The sequence below is a fragment of the Campylobacter concisus genome (genome assembly GCF_002092845.1).
Taxonomy (GTDB): domain Bacteria; phylum Campylobacterota; class Campylobacteria; order Campylobacterales; family Campylobacteraceae; genus Campylobacter_A; species Campylobacter_A concisus_AQ.
In genome coordinates, this window is record NZ_LVXF01000038.1 from 12,411 (window position 1) to 29,697 (window position 17,287).

Genomic DNA, 17,287 nt, shown 5'->3' on the forward strand with positions numbered 1-17,287 from the left:
GTAATGCAAAGAAGAGAATTTTTAAAAAGATCAGCTGTACTCTCAACGGTAGCTACGAGCGCTGTGCTAGCAGATGGGGGAAAAGACGACTATAAACCGCAGGCAAACTCACTAGAGCCTGAATTTCGAGTAAAGGACGGCAAAATTTCACTTAGCGATGGACATAGCGTTGTCTTTTCTATGTGCCACGGCTGTACAACGAAGTGTGGCATAAGGCTTCATGTGGACGATAAAAACGACCGAGTTTTAAGATGTAGTGGCAACCCATACCACCCACTCTCAAACGTACACTGGGCAAATTTTAACACATCTATAAATGATGCACTTCTTGCCACAACACTAAGCGGCAAAGACGAAAAGCGAGCCACAGTTTGTGCTAGAGGAGCGATATTGCCTGAGATGATAGACTCACCTGCAAGGATATTAACTCCGCTAAAAAGAGTTGGCAAAAGAGGCGAAGGCAAGTGGAAGAGCATAAGCTTTGAGCAGCTAGTAGAAGAGGTAGTGGAGGGCGGAGATCTCTTTGGCGAGGGGCATGTTGATGGGCTAAGAGCGATATATAGCGACGAGCTAATCGACAGCGAAAACCCAGAATATGGTACCAAACGCAATCAATTTTTAAGTTTTTATCTATATGACGGACGCTCTGACATCGTTGATCGCTTTGTCAAAAAGTCATTTGGCACTATAAATCACTACTCACACGGCGGAATTTGCGGCGGCGGCTTTAGGGTCGGTGGTAAGATTGCGCACAACGCAAAGGGCTTTGCACATACAAAACCAGACTATGAAAACTCTAAATTTGTCATCTACTGGGGCACTTCGCCGTCAAATGGCGGCAACCCTTTCCAAAAACAGGCAAAAATGCTCTCTTATGCAAGAGGCACTAGAGATGACTTTGCCTATGCAGTAGTTGATCCAAGTGTTACAAATGCTGTAAAATACGCCTCTTCGGACAAAGGCCGCTGGATAGCGATAAAGCCAGGCACCGACTCAGCTCTAGCTATGGCGATGATACGTTGGATAATAGAAAATGAAAAATACGCTACAAACTACCTTATCCAGCCAAATTTAGACCAAGCAAAGCTAGCAGGCGAGATACACTGGTGCAACGCCACGCATCTAGTCATCACCGAAAAAGACCACAAAGACTACGGCAAATTTGCACTTATCAATAACGAGTGGCAGGTCTGCTCGCAAGATGGCAAGATACAAAGCTACAAGGTAAATGAACCAGCCAAGCTCTACTACAAAGGCAAAATTTTAATAGACGGCAAAAAAGTCGAGGTTAAAAGCTCGATGCAGCTTTTAAAAGAGTCAGCTTATAAGCATAGCTTAGAGGAGTACTCAAAAATTTGTGGTGTAAGCATTGAAGATATCATTTGGCTTTGCGAAAATTTCACCAAAAATGGCAGACAGGTGAGTACAAACGTACATGGCGGTATGATGCATACACAAGCTGGTATGACTACTTTTGCGATCCTTTGTCTAAACACACTAATGGGTACTTACGGCTACAAAGGCGGCAACGTCAATGCAAGTGCTGGCACACACGAGTTTTTAAAGGGCAGATATGACCTTGAGAGCTTTGAGGGTGCTTATAAGCCAAATGGTCTAAATTTATCAAGATCAGGCAAATACTACGAAACAAGCTCTGAGTATAAACGCAAAGTAGCAGCTGGCGGCAGCGGCTATCCATCAACTCAGCCATGGTATCCTATTTCTATGCCACTTGTAAACGAAACTCTTACGAGCCACAAGGCTGGCTATCCATACAAAGTAAAAGTTTTCATAAACTACATGACAAACGTACTTTACGGCCAAGCAGGACTTGAAAAAGCGGTTTTAGACGTACTAAAAGATAGTAAAAATTTACCACTTTTTGTGGGCATAGACGCCTTTATGAACGAGACAAACGCCTATGCTGACTACATCGTACCAGATGGGGTAAATTTAGAAAACTGGGCGCTTCCAAACTCTCTTTGGGGAACGATCGCTAAAACTTCAGTCGTGCGCTATCCAGCTGTTAGCTCAAAGCAGGCAAAGGATAAAAACGGCGGCGCGATCGACGTTGAGGCATTTTATATAGCCGTGGCAAAGAGGCTTGGACTAAAAGGCTTTGGCAAAAATGCCTTCAAAGACAAAGACGGAAATTTCATGGACCTTGACGTAAAAGAGCAGTATTACGCGGCTGCACTAGCAAATTTAGCCTTTGATGGTGAGGGTGTGAAAGATATAAGCGACGAGGACAAAAAGCTTAGTAAGATATCAAGAGTGATGACAAAACTCGATCCTTATCTAAAAGACGAAGAGAAGCCAAAAGTAGCGCACATACTAGCAAAAGGCGGCAGATATGGTAGCTACGAGAGCGCATATAAGGGTGATAAAGCAACCGTAAAAGTGCCAGCGCCTACGCCAGCTTCTATCTACTATGAGCCACTTGGCGGACACAGGCACTCAATAACAGGCGAATTTATGCCAGGAGTGCCAAGTCTGATGCTACCAGTAGCAAGTGATGGCACACCGCTTGAGAAATTTTTCCCACGCTCTGAGTGGAAATACACAGTGAGCTCAAGAAAGTCAAATATCCAACACTTCTACACCTTTGTTAGCCCAAGGCTAAGAGCTGTTCATCCTAGCAACTTCATAAGGATAGCACCAGATGTTGCAAGTGAGCAGGGCATTCGCTCAGGCGATAAGGTTAAAGTAACTACGCCTTATGGTGCGCAAGTTGGTGAGGCATTTGTGACAGACGGCGTTGCTAGCGGGGTTATTAGTATCGAGCATGGATTTGGTCATGATGAGTTTGGTATAAGAACGCACATCGTCGATGGAAAGTCAGCTTTTGGGATCGCAAATTTAGAAAAAGGGGTCAATCACAACAAGCTCGGACTTCTTGATCCAAAAAGAAATGGCGAATTTAGCCTAAATGACTGGTTGGTTGGTACTTGTGCTAGACAAGCACTTCCTGCAAAGATAAGGAAAATCAGCTAGTTTGATATAAATTTGGTGAGTAGAGTAAAATTTGCTTGCCAAATTTCACTTTTTGTAAGAGCTTTTGACTGGTGGATTGTAAATTTAGATACAGAGCAAGCTTTTAGGCTGCTTGCAAGCTAAAATTTCCTCATATATTTATAGGGTTTCATAGTTAGATAATATTTTAAATTTTGCATGAGTTAAATTTAGTATTGCTAGTTTGCTTTGGCTTTAAGCGCTCTAGTTTGCTAGATCCTCAGCCACTTTTGCAGCAAGTTTTAGCTTGTCGCTATCAAAGTGAGTGTAAATTCGTGAGGTATTTAAGCTTGCATGGCCTAAGGCTTCTTGCACTAAGACTAGGTCTTTTTGCTTTTTGTAAAGCATCGTTGCAAAGGTGTGGCGTAGCATGTGAGCACCATTTTTCTCTTTTCTGATGCCAGCCTTAAAAAGGATCTGCTCCACTATGCGACTTACATAGGCTTGCGTCAGTCTGGTACCTTTTTTATTGATGAAAAGATAGCCTTCTTTGTTTATGTAGTTTATTGCGATCGCGTTTAGATGAGCTTCTATTAAGTGTCGTTTTATCATAACGATGCGGTATTTGTTGCCTTTGCCTCGGATCCTAATGATAAAAAGATCGCCATCTTCAGTGATGTCCTTTCGCTTTAAATTTAGAGCCTCGCTCACACGAATGCCAGTAAAAATGATAGTTTTGATGATGAGCTTATTTCGATTTGAGTTTTGCTTAAAATCACTCTCCTCGATCGCATCAAGAAATTTCTTGACCTCATCTTCGCCCATAAACTCAGGTAACTTTTGCCCTTTATTGCCACTCACTCCACCCCAGTTTTTTAAATTTATATCAAAAACATGGGCCTTGCCATCCTCTTCGTTTTGTTTGTCTAAAAACGCAAAGAAATTTATCACTGAGATGCGGTAATTTTTCTTGCTAGCATCACTTAGCCCACCAGTCGTACTAGCTAATATTTCGCTTAGCAGCTCTTCGTCGATCTGTTTTAGGCTGCTAAGCTCGTAAAATTTCATTGTTTCATATATTTTTTTAAGTGGATTAAAGTAGGTATTTATGCCGGTAAGCCCTGCATTTCTCGCGCTTTTTACCAAGCCATCAAGCTGGTCAATGTTCTTTACCTCACGGCTTAGAGCGTAATTCACACTCGAAAGTGCCTTTGGATCCCTAAGCTCTTTATTTGAAAGTGAGCTAAGTTTAAATTTGACATAGCGAGTAAGCCAAAATATAAATGAGTTTTCAAAATTATCTTTACAATCAAGCGGATATTTCAAACCAATAACCTTAAAATTTTATTTTGAAAAGTATTATATTTGAAATTTTATAAAATCTACTCTTTTTAAAATTCAACTATAAAAGCTTAAGCAAATATCCATTTTCAGCGGCTTCAAGCTTATATTTATGCATCTTATCAAGCTCTAAAACCACTCTGAAATATCTATCGTGCCAGCCTATGATCACATTTTTAAAATGTTCATTTTCAAGTTTTAAGCTCTTAGTTTTAAAGCTTCTTGGCGGCCTTGCAAAGTCAAGAACAATCTTATTTTTCTCATAAGCAAAATGCTTCAAATTTTTAGCTTTTGTAGCGATTTTTAGCTCTTTGTCGTTGGCTAGAAAGCTTATAAAACCTAGAAATTTAACATCTTTTCCATTTTTGACACTATCAACTGGCTTTGCACTAGGCTCGATCTTTATCTCGACCACCTTTTGTTCAGGCTTTATGGTAGTTTCTTTTGTTTTGTCTGTGCTAAGATCGATTACTACAACATTTGGAGTTGGCATATCTGAAGTTTTATTTCTATCTCTATTTGAAATTTTAGTTTCATTTTTTTCTATTATCACAGGAGTGCTTACTTTTTGACTAGGCATATTTGCCATTGTGACTGAAACATCTAGCTTTTTTGCCACGACTGGTTCTGGATTTTTTACCTTATTTAAAGCAAATTCATCGCTGTAATCGATAGTTTTATTTATATCAGCTAGTCTTTTTTCCTTTATGGTGCCGTCATTTGCTCTATATCTTATGGTGACATCTAGTAAAAGTGCCGCATCGCTTGGAAATTTAAACGAAAGAGAATCAAATCTATCAAATTTTTCTATGATATTTGTTGTCATAACGCTTGTATTTAGCTCGCTAATAGGCATAAATGGGTTCTCTCTAGCAAAGACGCTTGCTGCAAATATAGATAAAACTAACCAAAATTTTTTCATCATTCCTACTTTTTATTAAAGTCTGGCTCAAGGCCTTGTAATTCAAAATAATCTTTTTGCAGACGCGCGTTCATTTTTTTTAAAATTTCCACGTCTTCGCTAAGCCTCTCTTTTTTACTTTGAAGGCTTAGCATAACATCAAGCGAGCGTTTGCCAAACATCATATTGCCTACATAAAAAGCAAACATAGCCACACAAATGGTGGCTATGACGTAGCGTAATGTCGGTCTAATGTATTTTAAAATTTTATGAAATATGCCATCAGTGTTGCCATATTCGTCTAAAATTTCACTCAAATATTATCCCCCAAAAACTCTCCAGCCTCAAGTTCGATCTCAAGCAAGCGGTTGTATTTTGCGTTGCGCTCGCTTCTTGAGGTGGCGCCTGTCTTTATCTCACCAGTATTTAGTGCGACTGCAAAGTCAGCGATAAACGCATCTTCGCTCTCGCCGCTTCTATGGCTCATTATGCAGCGATATCCGTTTCTTTGAGCAAGACGGACAGTTTGCATAGTTTGTGTGACTGAGCCTATTTGATTTGGCTTGATTAAGATTGCATTTGCGATCTTTTTCTCAATGCCTTCGCGTAAAATTTTCTCATTTGTGACAAAAAGATCGTCGCCAACTAGCTGCACTTTGCTGCCAAGCTTTTTTGTAAGCTCAGCCCAGCCGCTCCAGTCATCCTCGCTAAGGCCATCTTCGATAGAAAATATCGGATATTTTTCGCAAAGTTTTTCATAGTAGCTAATGAGCTCGTTACTGCTAAATTTCTTGCCCTCAAGCTCGTATTTGCCGTCTTTATAAAGCTCACTTGAAGCGACGTCAAGGGCAAGTTTGATTTGGCTGCCTAGCTCATATCCAGCCTCTTTTACAGCTTGCGAGATAAGCTTTAGTGGCTCTTCGTTGTCTTTTAAATTTGGAGCAAAACCACCCTCGTCGCCGACAGCAGTGCTATGGCCAGCTGCGTTTAGGATAGATTTTAGCTTGTGATAAATTTCAGTTGCAGCTCTAAGTGCTTCGCTAAATGTGCTAAAACCAAATGGCATGATCATAAATTCTTGAAAATCAACGCTATTGTTTGCGTGCGCGCCGCCATTTATGATGTTAAACATCGGTACTGGCAAGATGCTAGCGTTTGCACCGCCAAGGTAGCGATAAAGCGGGATATTTAGGCTCTTTGCAGCTGCGCGAGCTACCGCCATAGATACGCCAAGGACTGCGTTTGCGCCTAAATTTGAGTAGTTGTGCGTGCCATCAAGCTCAAGCATCTCAGCATCGACTGCTTTTTGGTTGTAAGCATCAAGTCCTATCACCGCTTCTGCGATCTTTTCATTTACGTTTGAAACAGCCTTTAAAACGCCTTTGCCAGCATATCTCTCGTCTTTGTCGCGAAGCTCGAGCGCCTCACGCTTGCCAGTGCTTGCGCCGCTTGGTACGATCGCGCTTGCCTCGGTTCCGTCGCTTAGTCTAACTGTAGCACGAACTGTTGGGTTGCCTCTGCTGTCTAAAACCTCGTGAGCTTCTACATCTTCAATAAATACCATTATTCATCTCCTGCTTCGTTTGTGTCGTCGTCTTCGTCTTTTGCGCCGCTGCTTATTAGGTGATCGATCCCCATTGAGCCTTTGATCGCCGCTACTATCTCATCAGAAATTTCTGGGTGCTCTTTTAGATAGGCTTTGGCGTTTTCTCTACCTTGACCTAGTTTTTCGGCCTTGTAGCTAAACCACGCGCCTGATTTGTCGATAATGTCGAGCTTTACGCCATAGTCGATGATCTCGCCCTCTTTGCTCACACCCTCGCCAAACATGATGTCAAATTCAGCCACTTTAAATGGAGGCGCGACCTTGTTTTTAACGACTTTTGCTTTTGTGCGGTTGCCGATAGGCTCGTCATTTTGTTTAAGTGTGGCTATCTTTCTGACATCGATCCTTACAGATGAGTAAAATTTAAGCGCATTACCGCCAGTCGTGGTCTCTGGCGTGCCATATCCCATCATACCGATCTTCATACGAATTTGGTTGATGAAGATAACAGTTGTCTTCATCTTGCTTAAAATTCCAGTTAGCTTTCTAAGCGCCTGACTCATTAGTCTTGCTTGCAGGCCAACGTGCTGATCGCCCATATCGCCGTCTATCTCGCTCTTTGGAGTAAGAGCTGCGACGCTATCAACTACGATAAGATCGATCGCACCGCTTCTTGCAAGCGTCTCAACGATCTCAAGTGCCTGCTCGCCAAAGTCTGGCTGAGAGACGTAAAGGTTGTCGGTATTTACGCCTAAATTTGAAGCGTATTTTACGTCTAATGCGTGCTCTGCATCGACAAATGCACAAATTCCGCCAGCTTTTTGCGCTTCAGCGATGATGTGAAGTGTGAGTGTGGTCTTACCAGAGCTCTCTGGCCCGTAGATCTCGATGATCCTACCTTTTGGAACGCCGCCTATGCCAAGAGCTAGATCAAGTCCTAGCGAGCCAGTAGGTATCGACTCGATAGCCTCAACCTCTTTGTCACCAAGTCTTAAAAGCGTGCCTTTGCCAAAAGCTTTATCGATCTGCTTTAGTGCAAGCTCGAGCGCCTTTTTCTTGTCCGCTTCGCTCTCTGGGATAGCTATTTTTTTGTCACTATCTTTTTCTTTTGCCATTTTTTACCTTATAAGTTGAAATTTGGCTTGATTTTATCTAAAAAGAGATGAATTTTACTTGATTTACTCGCAAATTATAATATTTTCGCCAAGCAGCGCAGCGCTATCAATAAGAGCAAAAAGGTGCTCTTTTTCAAACAAAAATCCATAAATTTGATCTTCATTTTTTAGTATTGCAAGCTTAAGCGGCTCCACAAGAGAGCTAGTGCAAAGTGTAAGAAAGGCTTCGTCGATACTGTTTTGTGAAATTTGGGGTTTGGTTTTGAAATTCTCATCTTTTATAAAAGAGGCAAATTCCTCTTGTGAGGTTAATTTATTAAATTTAAAAATTAGTTTTTCTTCTAAGGCCTGAACTAAAATTTCATCAAATTTAACTAGGTCTATGTGATCTTTTATGCCTAAAATTTTGGCAAAATTTAGTAAATTTTTATCATAATCAGCCACATTTTTCTCATGCTCGCTTTGCGCCTTTTTGGCCCTATAAACAGCGTAAAGACCAATAATCATAAACAAAACTGAAAGGGTAAAAACTTCTATTAAAAACTCACTCACCATCATCCTTATAAAATGCAAACTTCAGTCTTAAGCTCTACACCAAATTTCTCTAAAACTCTAGCTCTAGCCAAATTTATAAGGCTAGTGGCGTCCTCAAAGCTTGCGTGTTTAAAATTTATCAAAAAATTTGCGTGCTCCTCGCTAAATTTCGCTCCGCCTATCGCGTATCCTTTTAGCCCAACCGACTCAAGCAAAGCCCCTGCAAAGTGCCCCTCTGGATTTACAAAGCAGCTACCAAAGCTAGCTCCTTTTGGCTGATTTGCCCTTTTTGCACTGATAGCTTCAGAAATGCTCGCATCAAAGCCACTACGAAGCTCAAATTTAGCCCCCAAAATGGCCTCATCTATGCCGCTGTGGCGGTAGCTAAAGCTTATCTCATCTTTGCGTACCCAACCACGAGCCAGACGCACATGTGTGAGGTTGTCGCTTATGCTAAATTTAAGCAGTCCAGCGTTCATTTTTATAAGTCCGCCAAGTGTGCCTGGGATATTTTTTAAAAACTCTAGGTGAGCTATGTTATTTTGTTTGCAGAAGTTATAAATTTTAGCTGATTTTGTCGCAGCACCTATCTCAAGGTAAATTTTTTCATCACAAATTTCTAAAATTATATAGTCAAAACTCTTGCCAAGCATCGCCATTTTTGGGGGATTTGACGAGATGAGTAGGTTATTGCCTCCGCCTATCATCACAGCGCCTAAAAAGTGAGGCGAGCTTAGATCTTCAAGGCTATCAACCTCGAAAATTTCATGCACGCCACCTATCCTAACTGAGGTAAATTTAGAAAAATCAATAAGCCTCGTCACTGGATAAATTCCGGTATAAAATCAAGCATACGAGTGGTAAATTCAACCATCATCGAGATCATCCAGGGCATTAAAAATATGATGACAACGACGACTAGCAAAATTTTTGGCACGAAACTTAGTGTAGTTTCGTTTATCTGCGTAGTCGCTTGGAAAATGGAGATGATAAGACCAGCGATTAGCCCGCTTAGCAGCATCGGAAGGCTTATGTAAAGAGCGATCTTAAAGGTTTCAACTCCAAGTGAGACAAGCGTACTTTGCATCAGCTAAACCTTGCTTCGTTGTATTCAGTTGGGATGAGGTAGTCGTTTACGTCGATTGGCTTTTCAAAAAAACCTTTGTCATGGCCTATTTGATAGAGCTTATTTAGCGCTTTTAGCTGCGTTTCGTTCATGCTTATAGACTCGTCATTTGCGTATAAATTTAGATACGTTTTAAGCTCCTCTTTGCCAACTCTGATGAGATTTCGCTCCATTAGCATGTGAGATAAAAATGGCTTGTGTGAAGTGGCGATCCTAACGGCCTCGCTAAGCACTCTCTCGCACTCGATCGCATCGGTTATCGGCAGGCTTCGTCTAAGCGCCATGCCGCCAAGTGGAAGAGGTAAATTTTCGCCGTTTAGCTCACTCCAGATGTCCCAAATTTCACGTTCTACACAGAGTTGGTCGGAGAAATTTAAGATACTTTCATGTATAAGCACCCCAGCATCGACCTCGCCGCTAAGCACGGCATTTTCTATCTCTAAGAAATTTTTATAAATAATTCTCGCTTCTGGATAGGCGATACGAAAAAGTAAGGCATTTGTCGTATTTTTGCCAGAGAGTGCGACCTTAAAATTTCGCTTTAGCTGCTTGCCTTTTAGCTTGATAAGCTTTGGGCCATATCCATTGCCAAAGCTTACAGCACAGCGTAAAAGCGCATACTCGTCGCAAATTTTTGGATAGAGTGCAAAGCTGATCGCTGTGGCCTCATAAGTGCCTTTTAGCGCCTCCTCGTTTAGCGTTTCTATATCAAGCGCCTTTGATGTGAAGGCTAAATTTTTACTGCTAACCCAGCCAAATTTGACCGCGGCATACATAAAAATATCGTCAGCATCAGGCGAGTGAGCGACGTTTATATTCTTGAAATTTTGCAAAGACGATCCTTTTTTTGATTATGCCATTTTAATGAAATTTATTTAAAATAAAGTTTTAAGGGCGACTTTGAAACGATTTTACCAGCTTTGCCTCTTTGAAATTTAGTTTGTATTTCACATCTATGGCGTCTTTAGCCCCTTTTCTTCGAGCTTGGAGCGTTGAGTAAAACGGATGTTTAAGCTCTAACATCTTAAGTAACTTTTGATCGCTATCTTCTTTTTTTATATTTTCAACGATTATTGTCGTTATAAATTTGCCCTCAAACTCGTAAAACGGCCAGACTATCACGCCAACGTCGCTTGTTTTAAAGTCCGTAATTTTAGAATTTTTAGGGATATTTAGCATGGAGATGATCTTTTTGCGTGAACTGTCCGCGTTTTGAACCGAGATCACCTTTACAAGCAGGTCTTTTTTGACGCCAAGTCCATTTTCACTAAATCGGTAAACTCCGTCTTCAAAGATGCCAACCTTTTCAAAGGTGTTAGCATAGTTTGCGGAGGTGCAAACGGTTAGAAAAAGCGCTAGAAACGTTAAAATTTTTATAAATTTCATCTTTTCTCTTAAAATTTCACTCTCTTTAGCCTATCTGAGGCGAAATTTTTCCTACCAAATTTAGCCTCATTTTTACCATTTAGCTCGACTAGATCGCCTGTAAAGCCACAAATGTCATTTTTAACAAGATAACTTCCCACGCCATAAGTATCAACCGGCGTATTATAAGCTTCAAATTCTTTTATAATTTTAGGGCTAAAGCCTGAGCTAACGACGATTTTAACGTATTTAAAACCAGCTTTATCAAGCGCCTCTCTTAGAGCAAATATAAGCTCCTTGCAAACGCCATGTGGGTCAAATTTACTCGTATCTTTGCCTTCAAAATATTTATCAATCAAATTTTTACTAGTATCGACTCTAACCGCGCCAAGCCTCTCTTTTAAGGCATTTGCAGCTTTTAATGCGTCTGTGATTACGTCGTTGTTGTAATCAACCAATGCCGTGATCTTCTCATTTTTAAAGGTTTTAGCATAAATTTCTGAGGCTTTTACTATATCCCCGCCGCACATTTGAATGAGTGCATGAGGCATGGTGCCACCACCTTTTAGCCCAGTAAGCTCGCCCTGAGCATCTGTGGCGACCTTTTTGATGCCGCCTACAAATGATGCATAGCCGTCGCCTGGTTGCGTGCAGATGTCATCTTGTCTATCTGCCATACTAAAGACGTCCTTTCCATTTGCCGCTCTTATCACGTCTCTTGAGTTTGTCGCCACGCAGCTTCTCCTGGTGAGCGTCGCGTCGATCACATTTTCTAAAAAGCCAAAATTTTCATACTTGCCGCTTATCTTTAAAACTGGCTCGTTTGCGTTTATGATATAGCCATCATCAAGTGCGTAAATTTCAAGCTCACTTGGGTCTTTGGCAAATTTATTGATGATGGCTAAAACTTCGTCAATGCCACAAAGCACGATATCATCGCGCCTTTGGAAAAACTGCATCGTCACGTGCTGATCTGGCAGGTTTTGCTTAATTATCTCATTTACTTTTAGAAAATATTTCGCAGTAAAGTAGCCCTCGCCGATCCTTGGATCTAGCCTAAAAGTCTTATCTGTTAGCCTATCTATCTTGCCTTGCATCTTTAGCTCAAGTTCGTTCATGTCTGTCCTTTTTTATCGTGATTATAGCATTTTGGTAGAAAAGTAAAAATTATAAAAATATATTTTAAGAATGTATAAGAGTATATTTTATAAAATCTTGAAATTTTACTTTTAAAGGAAAAATATGAAAAAGTTCTTACTTTTAATGGTTGCAATTTTTGCATTTGGCAATGAAAATTTGCTAGTAAGTGCTGGTGGCGGATATAAAAAGATAGTCGAAGCAGTCGCGCAAAATCTCAAAAAAGATGGCGTAAATATCGACACTTCTTTTGCAAACATCACAGCGATCATGGCTCAGGCAAAAGAGGGCAAAACTGACGTGATCGTGGGCGATGAGGACTTTTTGAAAAAATCTGATCTAAAGATCGCTGAATATGTAAATTTAGGCTCAGGTGCTTTGGTGCTGGCTACCAAAAAAGGTGTGAAAATAGAAAAAGTTGATGAGCTAAAAACTCTTTCTAAGATCGCTATGCCAGATGCTGTAAAGACAGTTTATGGCAAAAGAGCGAATGAATTTATGCAAAAAGCAAATTTAAGCAGCGAGCTAAAGGATAAAATTTTAGCAGTTGCTGGTGTGCCACAAGTCGTTACTTATATATTAAACGGCGAAGTTGAAGCAGGATTTATCAATCAGACCGAACTAAATGCACACAAAGATGAATTTGGTAGTTTTGTCTTGATAGACAAATCGCTTTACGCTCCAGCAAACATCGTAGCTGCAAAGCTTGAAGGATGCGATAAAAAGGCTGATTGCGAGAAATTTTTAAATGAGCTAAAAAGCGAGAGATCAAAAGAAATTTACACTAAATTTGGCATAAGATAAGGCGAAATTTGCAAGAGCTCTCTTGGCTTTTTGATCCGCTATTTTTAAGCATAAAGGTCGTTTTGTGCCAAGGGGCTTTGCTTATCGTTTTTGGGCTGGCTTTGGCTTATTACTTAGCTTTTAGTAAGACAAAGCTTAGAGCTATTTTAGAGATGATCGTAACTTTTCCACTCATCTTTCCGCCCATTGCGACTGGATTTTTACTGCTTTATCTGCTTGGCAAAAATGGCATCGTCGGCAAGGCTTTAAATTTAGAAATTATTTTTAGTTTTAAAGCTCTTGTGTTAGCTGCTTTTATAGCTTCGCTACCACTTTTTGTAAAGCCTGTTGCTTCTGCTCTTGGCTCACTTTCAAAAAGCCTAAGTGAAGCAGCATACAGCCTTGGGAAAGATAAATTTCAAACAGCTATTTTTGTGCTCTTTCCATGCGTTGCAAAAAGCGTAGCAGCAGCTTTTATCTTAGCGATCTCGCGTGGGCTTGGCGAGGTTGGCATAACACTAATTTTGGGTGGCAATATCATAGGCAAAACAGACACTATTTCGCTTGCCATTTATAATGCCGTATACGATGGTAAAAGCGATGAAGCGCTGATTTTAAGCCTTGTTTTGGTTGTATTAAGCTTTATTTTGTTTGAGATTATAAATTTGCTTGATAAAAGTAAAATTTAAAGTGAGTGGCGAGAGGATGAGAGAATCGAACTCCCCACCAGACGGTCAACCGCCCAGTCATCGGGTTTGAAGCCCGTGAGCATCACCAGATTACTTTATCCTCCGTGTGCGTTATTTTAGCAGATTTAGATAAATTTTAGCCCATTTTCTATAAACTTTTTGAAATTACAAAAGGATTTCTGATTTTAAAATTTAGCGTTTTTGCATTTTTGGCTCTATTTTTTTGCGCTTGCTCTTCAGTACTAACCCCAGCAACTGCGCCACTAAATGTCTATGATGCGTACTCTATTTCACGTGATAAACGCGGTATTTACTCGATCACAAGAGATAAATTTATACAAAGCAAATTGCAAAGCAAAATTTTATTTTCAAAAGGGCTTAGTAATATTGATATCGAGATAGAGGTTTTTTACGGAGATGCTTATCTGATCGGACTTGTTGATAGTAAAGAGCTTGAAGATAAGCTAGTAGAACTAGCCAAAAGTACAGATGGTGTGCGAAAAATTTATACCTATCTTCGTATCAAAAAGCCAGAATATCCGTGTGATAGTCTAAAAATTATTGCAAACTTAAAGCAAAATCTTTTTAAAGATAGTATAGTTGAGGGCACAAATGTGCGTGTTAGCATAGTTGGCTGCGATGTCGTATTTAGCGGCGTAGTTGATAGCATTGAACAAGAAAAACATGCTATTTGGTACGCTAAGCATATTGATGGCGTGGCAGATGTCTACTCGTTCATCAAAGTTATCAATTAAATATCGCTCTTTTTTACAAAGCTTGCTATTAGGCTTGGCAATATGATTAGCGCGCCAAGAAGCATAAAAACCATAACAAGATCGGTTAGTAAGCCAAAATATATAGTTGGAATAAAATTGCTAGTTATCATCACACTAAAGCCAAGAAAAATGGTGAACGATGTGTAATACATCGCATATCCGATGCTTGCGTGTGCAACTTTAATGCTCTCAAAAACGCTTTTTGTAAGCATTTCTTCTTTAAAGCGGTGGATATAGTGAATGATATCATCAACGCCGATACCAATACTAATGGCTGCGATCGTGATACTCATCACATCAAGCGGGATGCCAAAAAATCCCATCACACCAAAGAGTGTGCAAAGCGGGATTAAATTTGAAACTATCGCAATGGTTGCTAGCTTTATGCTTCTAAAAATAAAGCAAAATATGACAAAAAGTATAGCGACAGTTAGTCCAAAAGTATCAACTTGTGAGCTAAGTAAATTTTGAAGCATATTATTATAAAGCACCATCATGCCGGCCACTTCTATGCTTACATTGTCATTTTTAGTAAGCTGTGCTAGCCCTTCTCTAAGCTCTTTTAGAAATAAATTTCGTCTAAGCTCGGAGTCACTATCGACGATCCTTATACTAAATCTAAGCTCATCATCTTCAACGCTTACATAAGGACTTAATAAGATATTTTTATAATTTTGTGGTAATTTCTCATACATCGCAGCTAATAAAAAATCATCACTCGCACCGTTATTTAGCTCTTTTATGGCTTTTATAAGGGTTGCTAGCGAGCTTACATGTCCGACAAATTTTTGCTCTTTTAAATAGTCGTGAATTTTCTCAGCAACCCTTGTGTGATAGCTATTAAACCAGTATTTTGCATCCTTAGCGTTGCTTTCAAACTCATTTTCAAACTCATCTTGCTCGGTATTTTTATCTTGTTTTTGCTCTTTAAATTTCACTATCACATCAACTGGTATCGTGCCACCAAGCTTAGTATCAATGACTTGCATTCCTTGGCGAATTTCTGTGCTTTCTTTAAAGTAGCCAATGAAGCTATTTTCAACCTTTATCTTGCTGATACCATAAACACCAAAGCAGACAACTAGAGCGCAAACTACGTAAATAATCTTTCTTGAGTTTAGAGCCAAATTCGCGCAGTATTTTGTAAATTTAAAGCTATTTTCAAAGGTTCTAATGGGAGCTAATTTATTTAAATTTACATTTATCGCACCAAATAGCAAAAACGCAAGCACAAGCGAAACGCTAATGCCAGTGCTCATCATAATGCCAAGCATGATAACTGGCTTTATGTCAGCACTCATAAGCGAGCTAAAGCCAATAACTGTGGTAAATATCGCCCAAAAAGATGGAGAGAATTTATCACGAAGCGTTAGATAAATTAGCTGATTTTGGCTATATTTTGGATGCTTTGCGTAAAATTCTCGGTAGCTAACGACAAGATGAATCACAGTTGAAATAGTAATGATGAGCTGAAGTGCGATGTAGTTTGAGCTAATGACCGTCACTTCCCAGTCAAATATGCCAAAAATTCCGGTCGTAAAAATGGAACTTATGGCACATATAAACATCGGCAAAACTATCCATCTAATCTGCCTGAAAAATAGCCACAAACTAAAGCTAAGAAGAGCAAGTACACTTAAGCCATAGACCAAAAGATCGCTCTTTATAAAGCCTATCATATCATCAGCGATCATATTTGCACCGCCTAAGAATAGCTCGTCATTTGCGTTAAATTTAGCTATGGTTGCTTTTATTGCCTCAAGGTTTTCGTGATCGCTCTTTCTAAGCTCATCTCGGTAGGCTTTAAACTCATAGGCAAGAGCCTCTAGTTTAAGTCGCTCGGCTTTTGTGATAGTGCCGTTTGACTCTTTTTGGCTAAGTAAATTTCTCTCATTTACAAGCTCATTAAATTTCTCATCTTGTTTTAAATTTAGAGCAATTGCTGTGGTTTTTAGATCTTTGCTTATCAAATTTCCGCTGTAAATCGGACTTTTGGCAAACTCAAGCTTTGCTTTTGAAATATTTATATCTTTATCTTGCAGCGTTGGAGTATGATCTAAGATGCCCGTAATCCCGCCTTTTACACTATTTAAAAGCGGAATATTTATTATAGAGATGACGCTATTTACCATATCGTTTTTAGCTAGTTCATCGCCTAAATTTTTGATAAGTTCTAAATTTTTAGGTGAAAAAAGATCATCTTTTGGTGTAAAAGCAACCACTAAAAATCCGGGTGAGTTGTAGCGTTTGGCTATCTCTCTATAAGCTTTTAAGTCAGGATCATGCTCAAGCAGTAGCGTTTCAGCTGATGCATCAACGCTAAGCTTGGTGCTAAGATAGCCAAAAACTACGCTTAAAGCTAAAATTAGAGCAATAATAAGCTTGTTTTTAGCAATGATAAATTTAAAAATTTGTCGCATTAAGGGTTTGTTTTATTTTGATCAGGCAAAACAGCTTCGTTTAGCTTTTGTAAAAGAGTATTGAAATCAGCGTTATTTAGCACATCACCAAACTGACTTCTGTATGTTTGAATGATGCTTACACCAACGATATCAAGATCGTAAATGAGCCAGCCACGCTCTTTTGCGTCATAAAATTTATATACAAACTCATAAATTTTTCCGTCGTTTACAAGCTCAGATGTTAGCCAGTACCTATTTTTTTGTGGCTCACTCTCGCCAGTTATACGTATCTCTTGATCTTTATACCCTAAAAGTTTATCTATGTATGAGCTTTTTAGTTTTTGCTCAAATGCTGCGTCAAATTTAGCCTGCTCATCGCTACTTAAGCTGTTGTAACGTTTACCAAGGCTTATTTTTGCCATTTGTTTATAGTCAAAAAATGGATCAAGAAGTGCAAAAATTTCTTTTGTCTTTGCATTATTGTCTAAATTTGTATCTTTTAAAATTTCAATAACCTTTGTTGTTTTCATCTCTACTTCAGGCTTGATCTGCTCTTTGGAAATAGCAAAAAGGCTAGTTGTAAAAAGTAAAATCATAGTTAGAATTTTTAAAATTTTCAT

The 17,287-nt window shown here is 39.5% G+C and carries 17 protein-coding genes and 1 tRNA gene; 4 read left to right on the forward strand and 14 right to left on the reverse strand.

The window, feature by feature from the left end:
* Window positions 1–3: 3 nt before the first annotated feature.
* The gene (locus A3854_RS06920) at window positions 4–2,994 is read left to right on the forward strand and encodes a molybdopterin dinucleotide binding domain-containing protein (RefSeq protein ID WP_084041863.1); all 2,991 of its coding nucleotides are present in this window, start codon (window positions 4–6) and stop codon (window positions 2,992–2,994) included.
* Window positions 2,995–3,216: 222 nt separating this feature from the next.
* Here A3854_RS06920 and A3854_RS06925 read toward each other — a convergent pair whose 3' ends face one another.
* The 11 genes from A3854_RS06925 to A3854_RS06975 all read right to left on the reverse strand — a co-directional run bounded on the left by A3854_RS06925 (window position 3,217) and on the right by A3854_RS06975 (window position 11,998).
* On the reverse strand, window positions 3,217–4,278 hold the full coding sequence (locus A3854_RS06925; RefSeq protein WP_084041864.1) for a tyrosine-type recombinase/integrase: 1,062 nt from the start codon (window positions 4,276–4,278) through the stop codon (window positions 3,217–3,219).
* Window positions 4,279–4,354: 76 nt separating this feature from the next.
* Window positions 4,355–5,215: an AMIN domain-containing protein gene (locus A3854_RS06930; protein ID WP_084041865.1), complete on the reverse strand. Its 861-nt coding sequence runs from the start codon at window positions 5,213–5,215 to the stop codon at window positions 4,355–4,357.
* A gap of 5 nt (window positions 5,216–5,220) precedes the next feature.
* Window positions 5,221–5,403: a hypothetical protein gene (locus tag A3854_RS09935; protein ID WP_180378667.1), complete on the reverse strand. Its 183-nt coding sequence runs from the start codon at window positions 5,401–5,403 to the stop codon at window positions 5,221–5,223.
* A 104-nt stretch (window positions 5,404–5,507) separates the two neighbouring features.
* Window positions 5,508–6,758, reverse strand: coding sequence for a phosphopyruvate hydratase (eno, locus tag A3854_RS06940; RefSeq protein WP_084041867.1), 1,251 nt, complete (start codon window positions 6,756–6,758; stop codon window positions 5,508–5,510).
* On the reverse strand, window positions 6,758–7,855 hold the full coding sequence (recA, locus tag A3854_RS06945; RefSeq protein WP_002940852.1) for a recombinase RecA: 1,098 nt from the start codon (window positions 7,853–7,855) through the stop codon (window positions 6,758–6,760). Before recA ends, eno begins: the two co-directional genes overlap by 1 nt.
* A gap of 63 nt (window positions 7,856–7,918) precedes the next feature.
* On the reverse strand, window positions 7,919–8,407 hold the full coding sequence (locus tag A3854_RS06950; RefSeq protein ID WP_084041868.1) for an addiction module antitoxin: 489 nt from the start codon (window positions 8,405–8,407) through the stop codon (window positions 7,919–7,921).
* Between the two features lie 8 nt (window positions 8,408–8,415).
* Complete coding sequence (locus A3854_RS06955; RefSeq protein WP_084041869.1) at window positions 8,416–9,213, reverse strand: UDP-N-acetylmuramate dehydrogenase; 798 nt, start codon at window positions 9,211–9,213, stop codon at window positions 8,416–8,418.
* Window positions 9,210–9,479, reverse strand: a complete 270-nt coding sequence (gene fliQ, locus A3854_RS06960) for a flagellar biosynthesis protein FliQ (RefSeq protein WP_223154231.1) — start codon at window positions 9,477–9,479, stop codon at window positions 9,210–9,212. Before fliQ ends, A3854_RS06955 begins: the two co-directional genes overlap by 4 nt.
* Complete coding sequence (locus A3854_RS06965; RefSeq protein WP_374057406.1) at window positions 9,476–10,291, reverse strand: menaquinone biosynthesis family protein; 816 nt, start codon at window positions 10,289–10,291, stop codon at window positions 9,476–9,478. Before A3854_RS06965 ends, fliQ begins: the two co-directional genes overlap by 4 nt.
* Window positions 10,292–10,403: 112 nt before the next feature.
* Window positions 10,404–10,901 carry a chemotaxis protein gene (locus A3854_RS06970; protein ID WP_084041871.1) on the reverse strand — a complete coding sequence of 166 codons (498 nt, stop codon included), beginning with the start codon at window positions 10,899–10,901 and terminating at the stop codon, window positions 10,404–10,406.
* An 8-nt stretch (window positions 10,902–10,909) separates the two neighbouring features.
* Window positions 10,910–11,998, reverse strand: a complete 1,089-nt coding sequence (locus A3854_RS06975) for a nicotinate phosphoribosyltransferase (protein ID WP_084041872.1) — start codon at window positions 11,996–11,998, stop codon at window positions 10,910–10,912.
* A 124-nt stretch (window positions 11,999–12,122) separates the two neighbouring features.
* Between A3854_RS06975 and modA the strand changes: the two genes are divergently transcribed.
* Together modA and A3854_RS06985 are read left to right on the forward strand one after the other, a co-directional pair.
* Window positions 12,123–12,821 carry a molybdate ABC transporter substrate-binding protein gene (gene modA / locus A3854_RS06980; RefSeq protein ID WP_084041873.1) on the forward strand — a complete coding sequence of 233 codons (699 nt, stop codon included), beginning with the start codon at window positions 12,123–12,125 and terminating at the stop codon, window positions 12,819–12,821.
* Window positions 12,822–12,829: 8 nt separating this feature from the next.
* Window positions 12,830–13,489: a molybdate ABC transporter permease subunit gene (locus tag A3854_RS06985; protein WP_084041874.1), complete on the forward strand. Its 660-nt coding sequence runs from the start codon at window positions 12,830–12,832 to the stop codon at window positions 13,487–13,489.
* A gap of 6 nt (window positions 13,490–13,495) precedes the next feature.
* Here A3854_RS06985 and A3854_RS09650 read toward each other — a convergent pair.
* Window positions 13,496–13,593, reverse strand: a tRNA-Sec gene (locus tag A3854_RS09650).
* A 75-nt stretch (window positions 13,594–13,668) separates the two neighbouring features.
* On the opposite strand from A3854_RS09650, the gene A3854_RS06990 reads away from it, so the two are divergent.
* The gene (locus A3854_RS06990; RefSeq protein WP_084041875.1) at window positions 13,669–14,244 is read left to right on the forward strand and encodes a BON domain-containing protein; all 576 of its coding nucleotides are present in this window, start codon (window positions 13,669–13,671) and stop codon (window positions 14,242–14,244) included.
* Here the strand turns inward: A3854_RS06990 and A3854_RS06995 are convergent.
* Both A3854_RS06995 and A3854_RS07000 read right to left on the reverse strand, forming a co-directional pair.
* Complete coding sequence (locus A3854_RS06995; protein WP_084041876.1) at window positions 14,241–16,685, reverse strand: efflux RND transporter permease subunit; 2,445 nt, start codon at window positions 16,683–16,685, stop codon at window positions 14,241–14,243. The genes A3854_RS06990 and A3854_RS06995 overlap by 4 nt on opposite strands.
* Window positions 16,685–17,287, reverse strand: coding sequence for a Tgt2/MlaC family protein (locus A3854_RS07000; protein WP_084041877.1), 603 nt, complete (start codon window positions 17,285–17,287; stop codon window positions 16,685–16,687). The genes A3854_RS06995 and A3854_RS07000 overlap by 1 nt, the downstream gene beginning before the upstream one ends.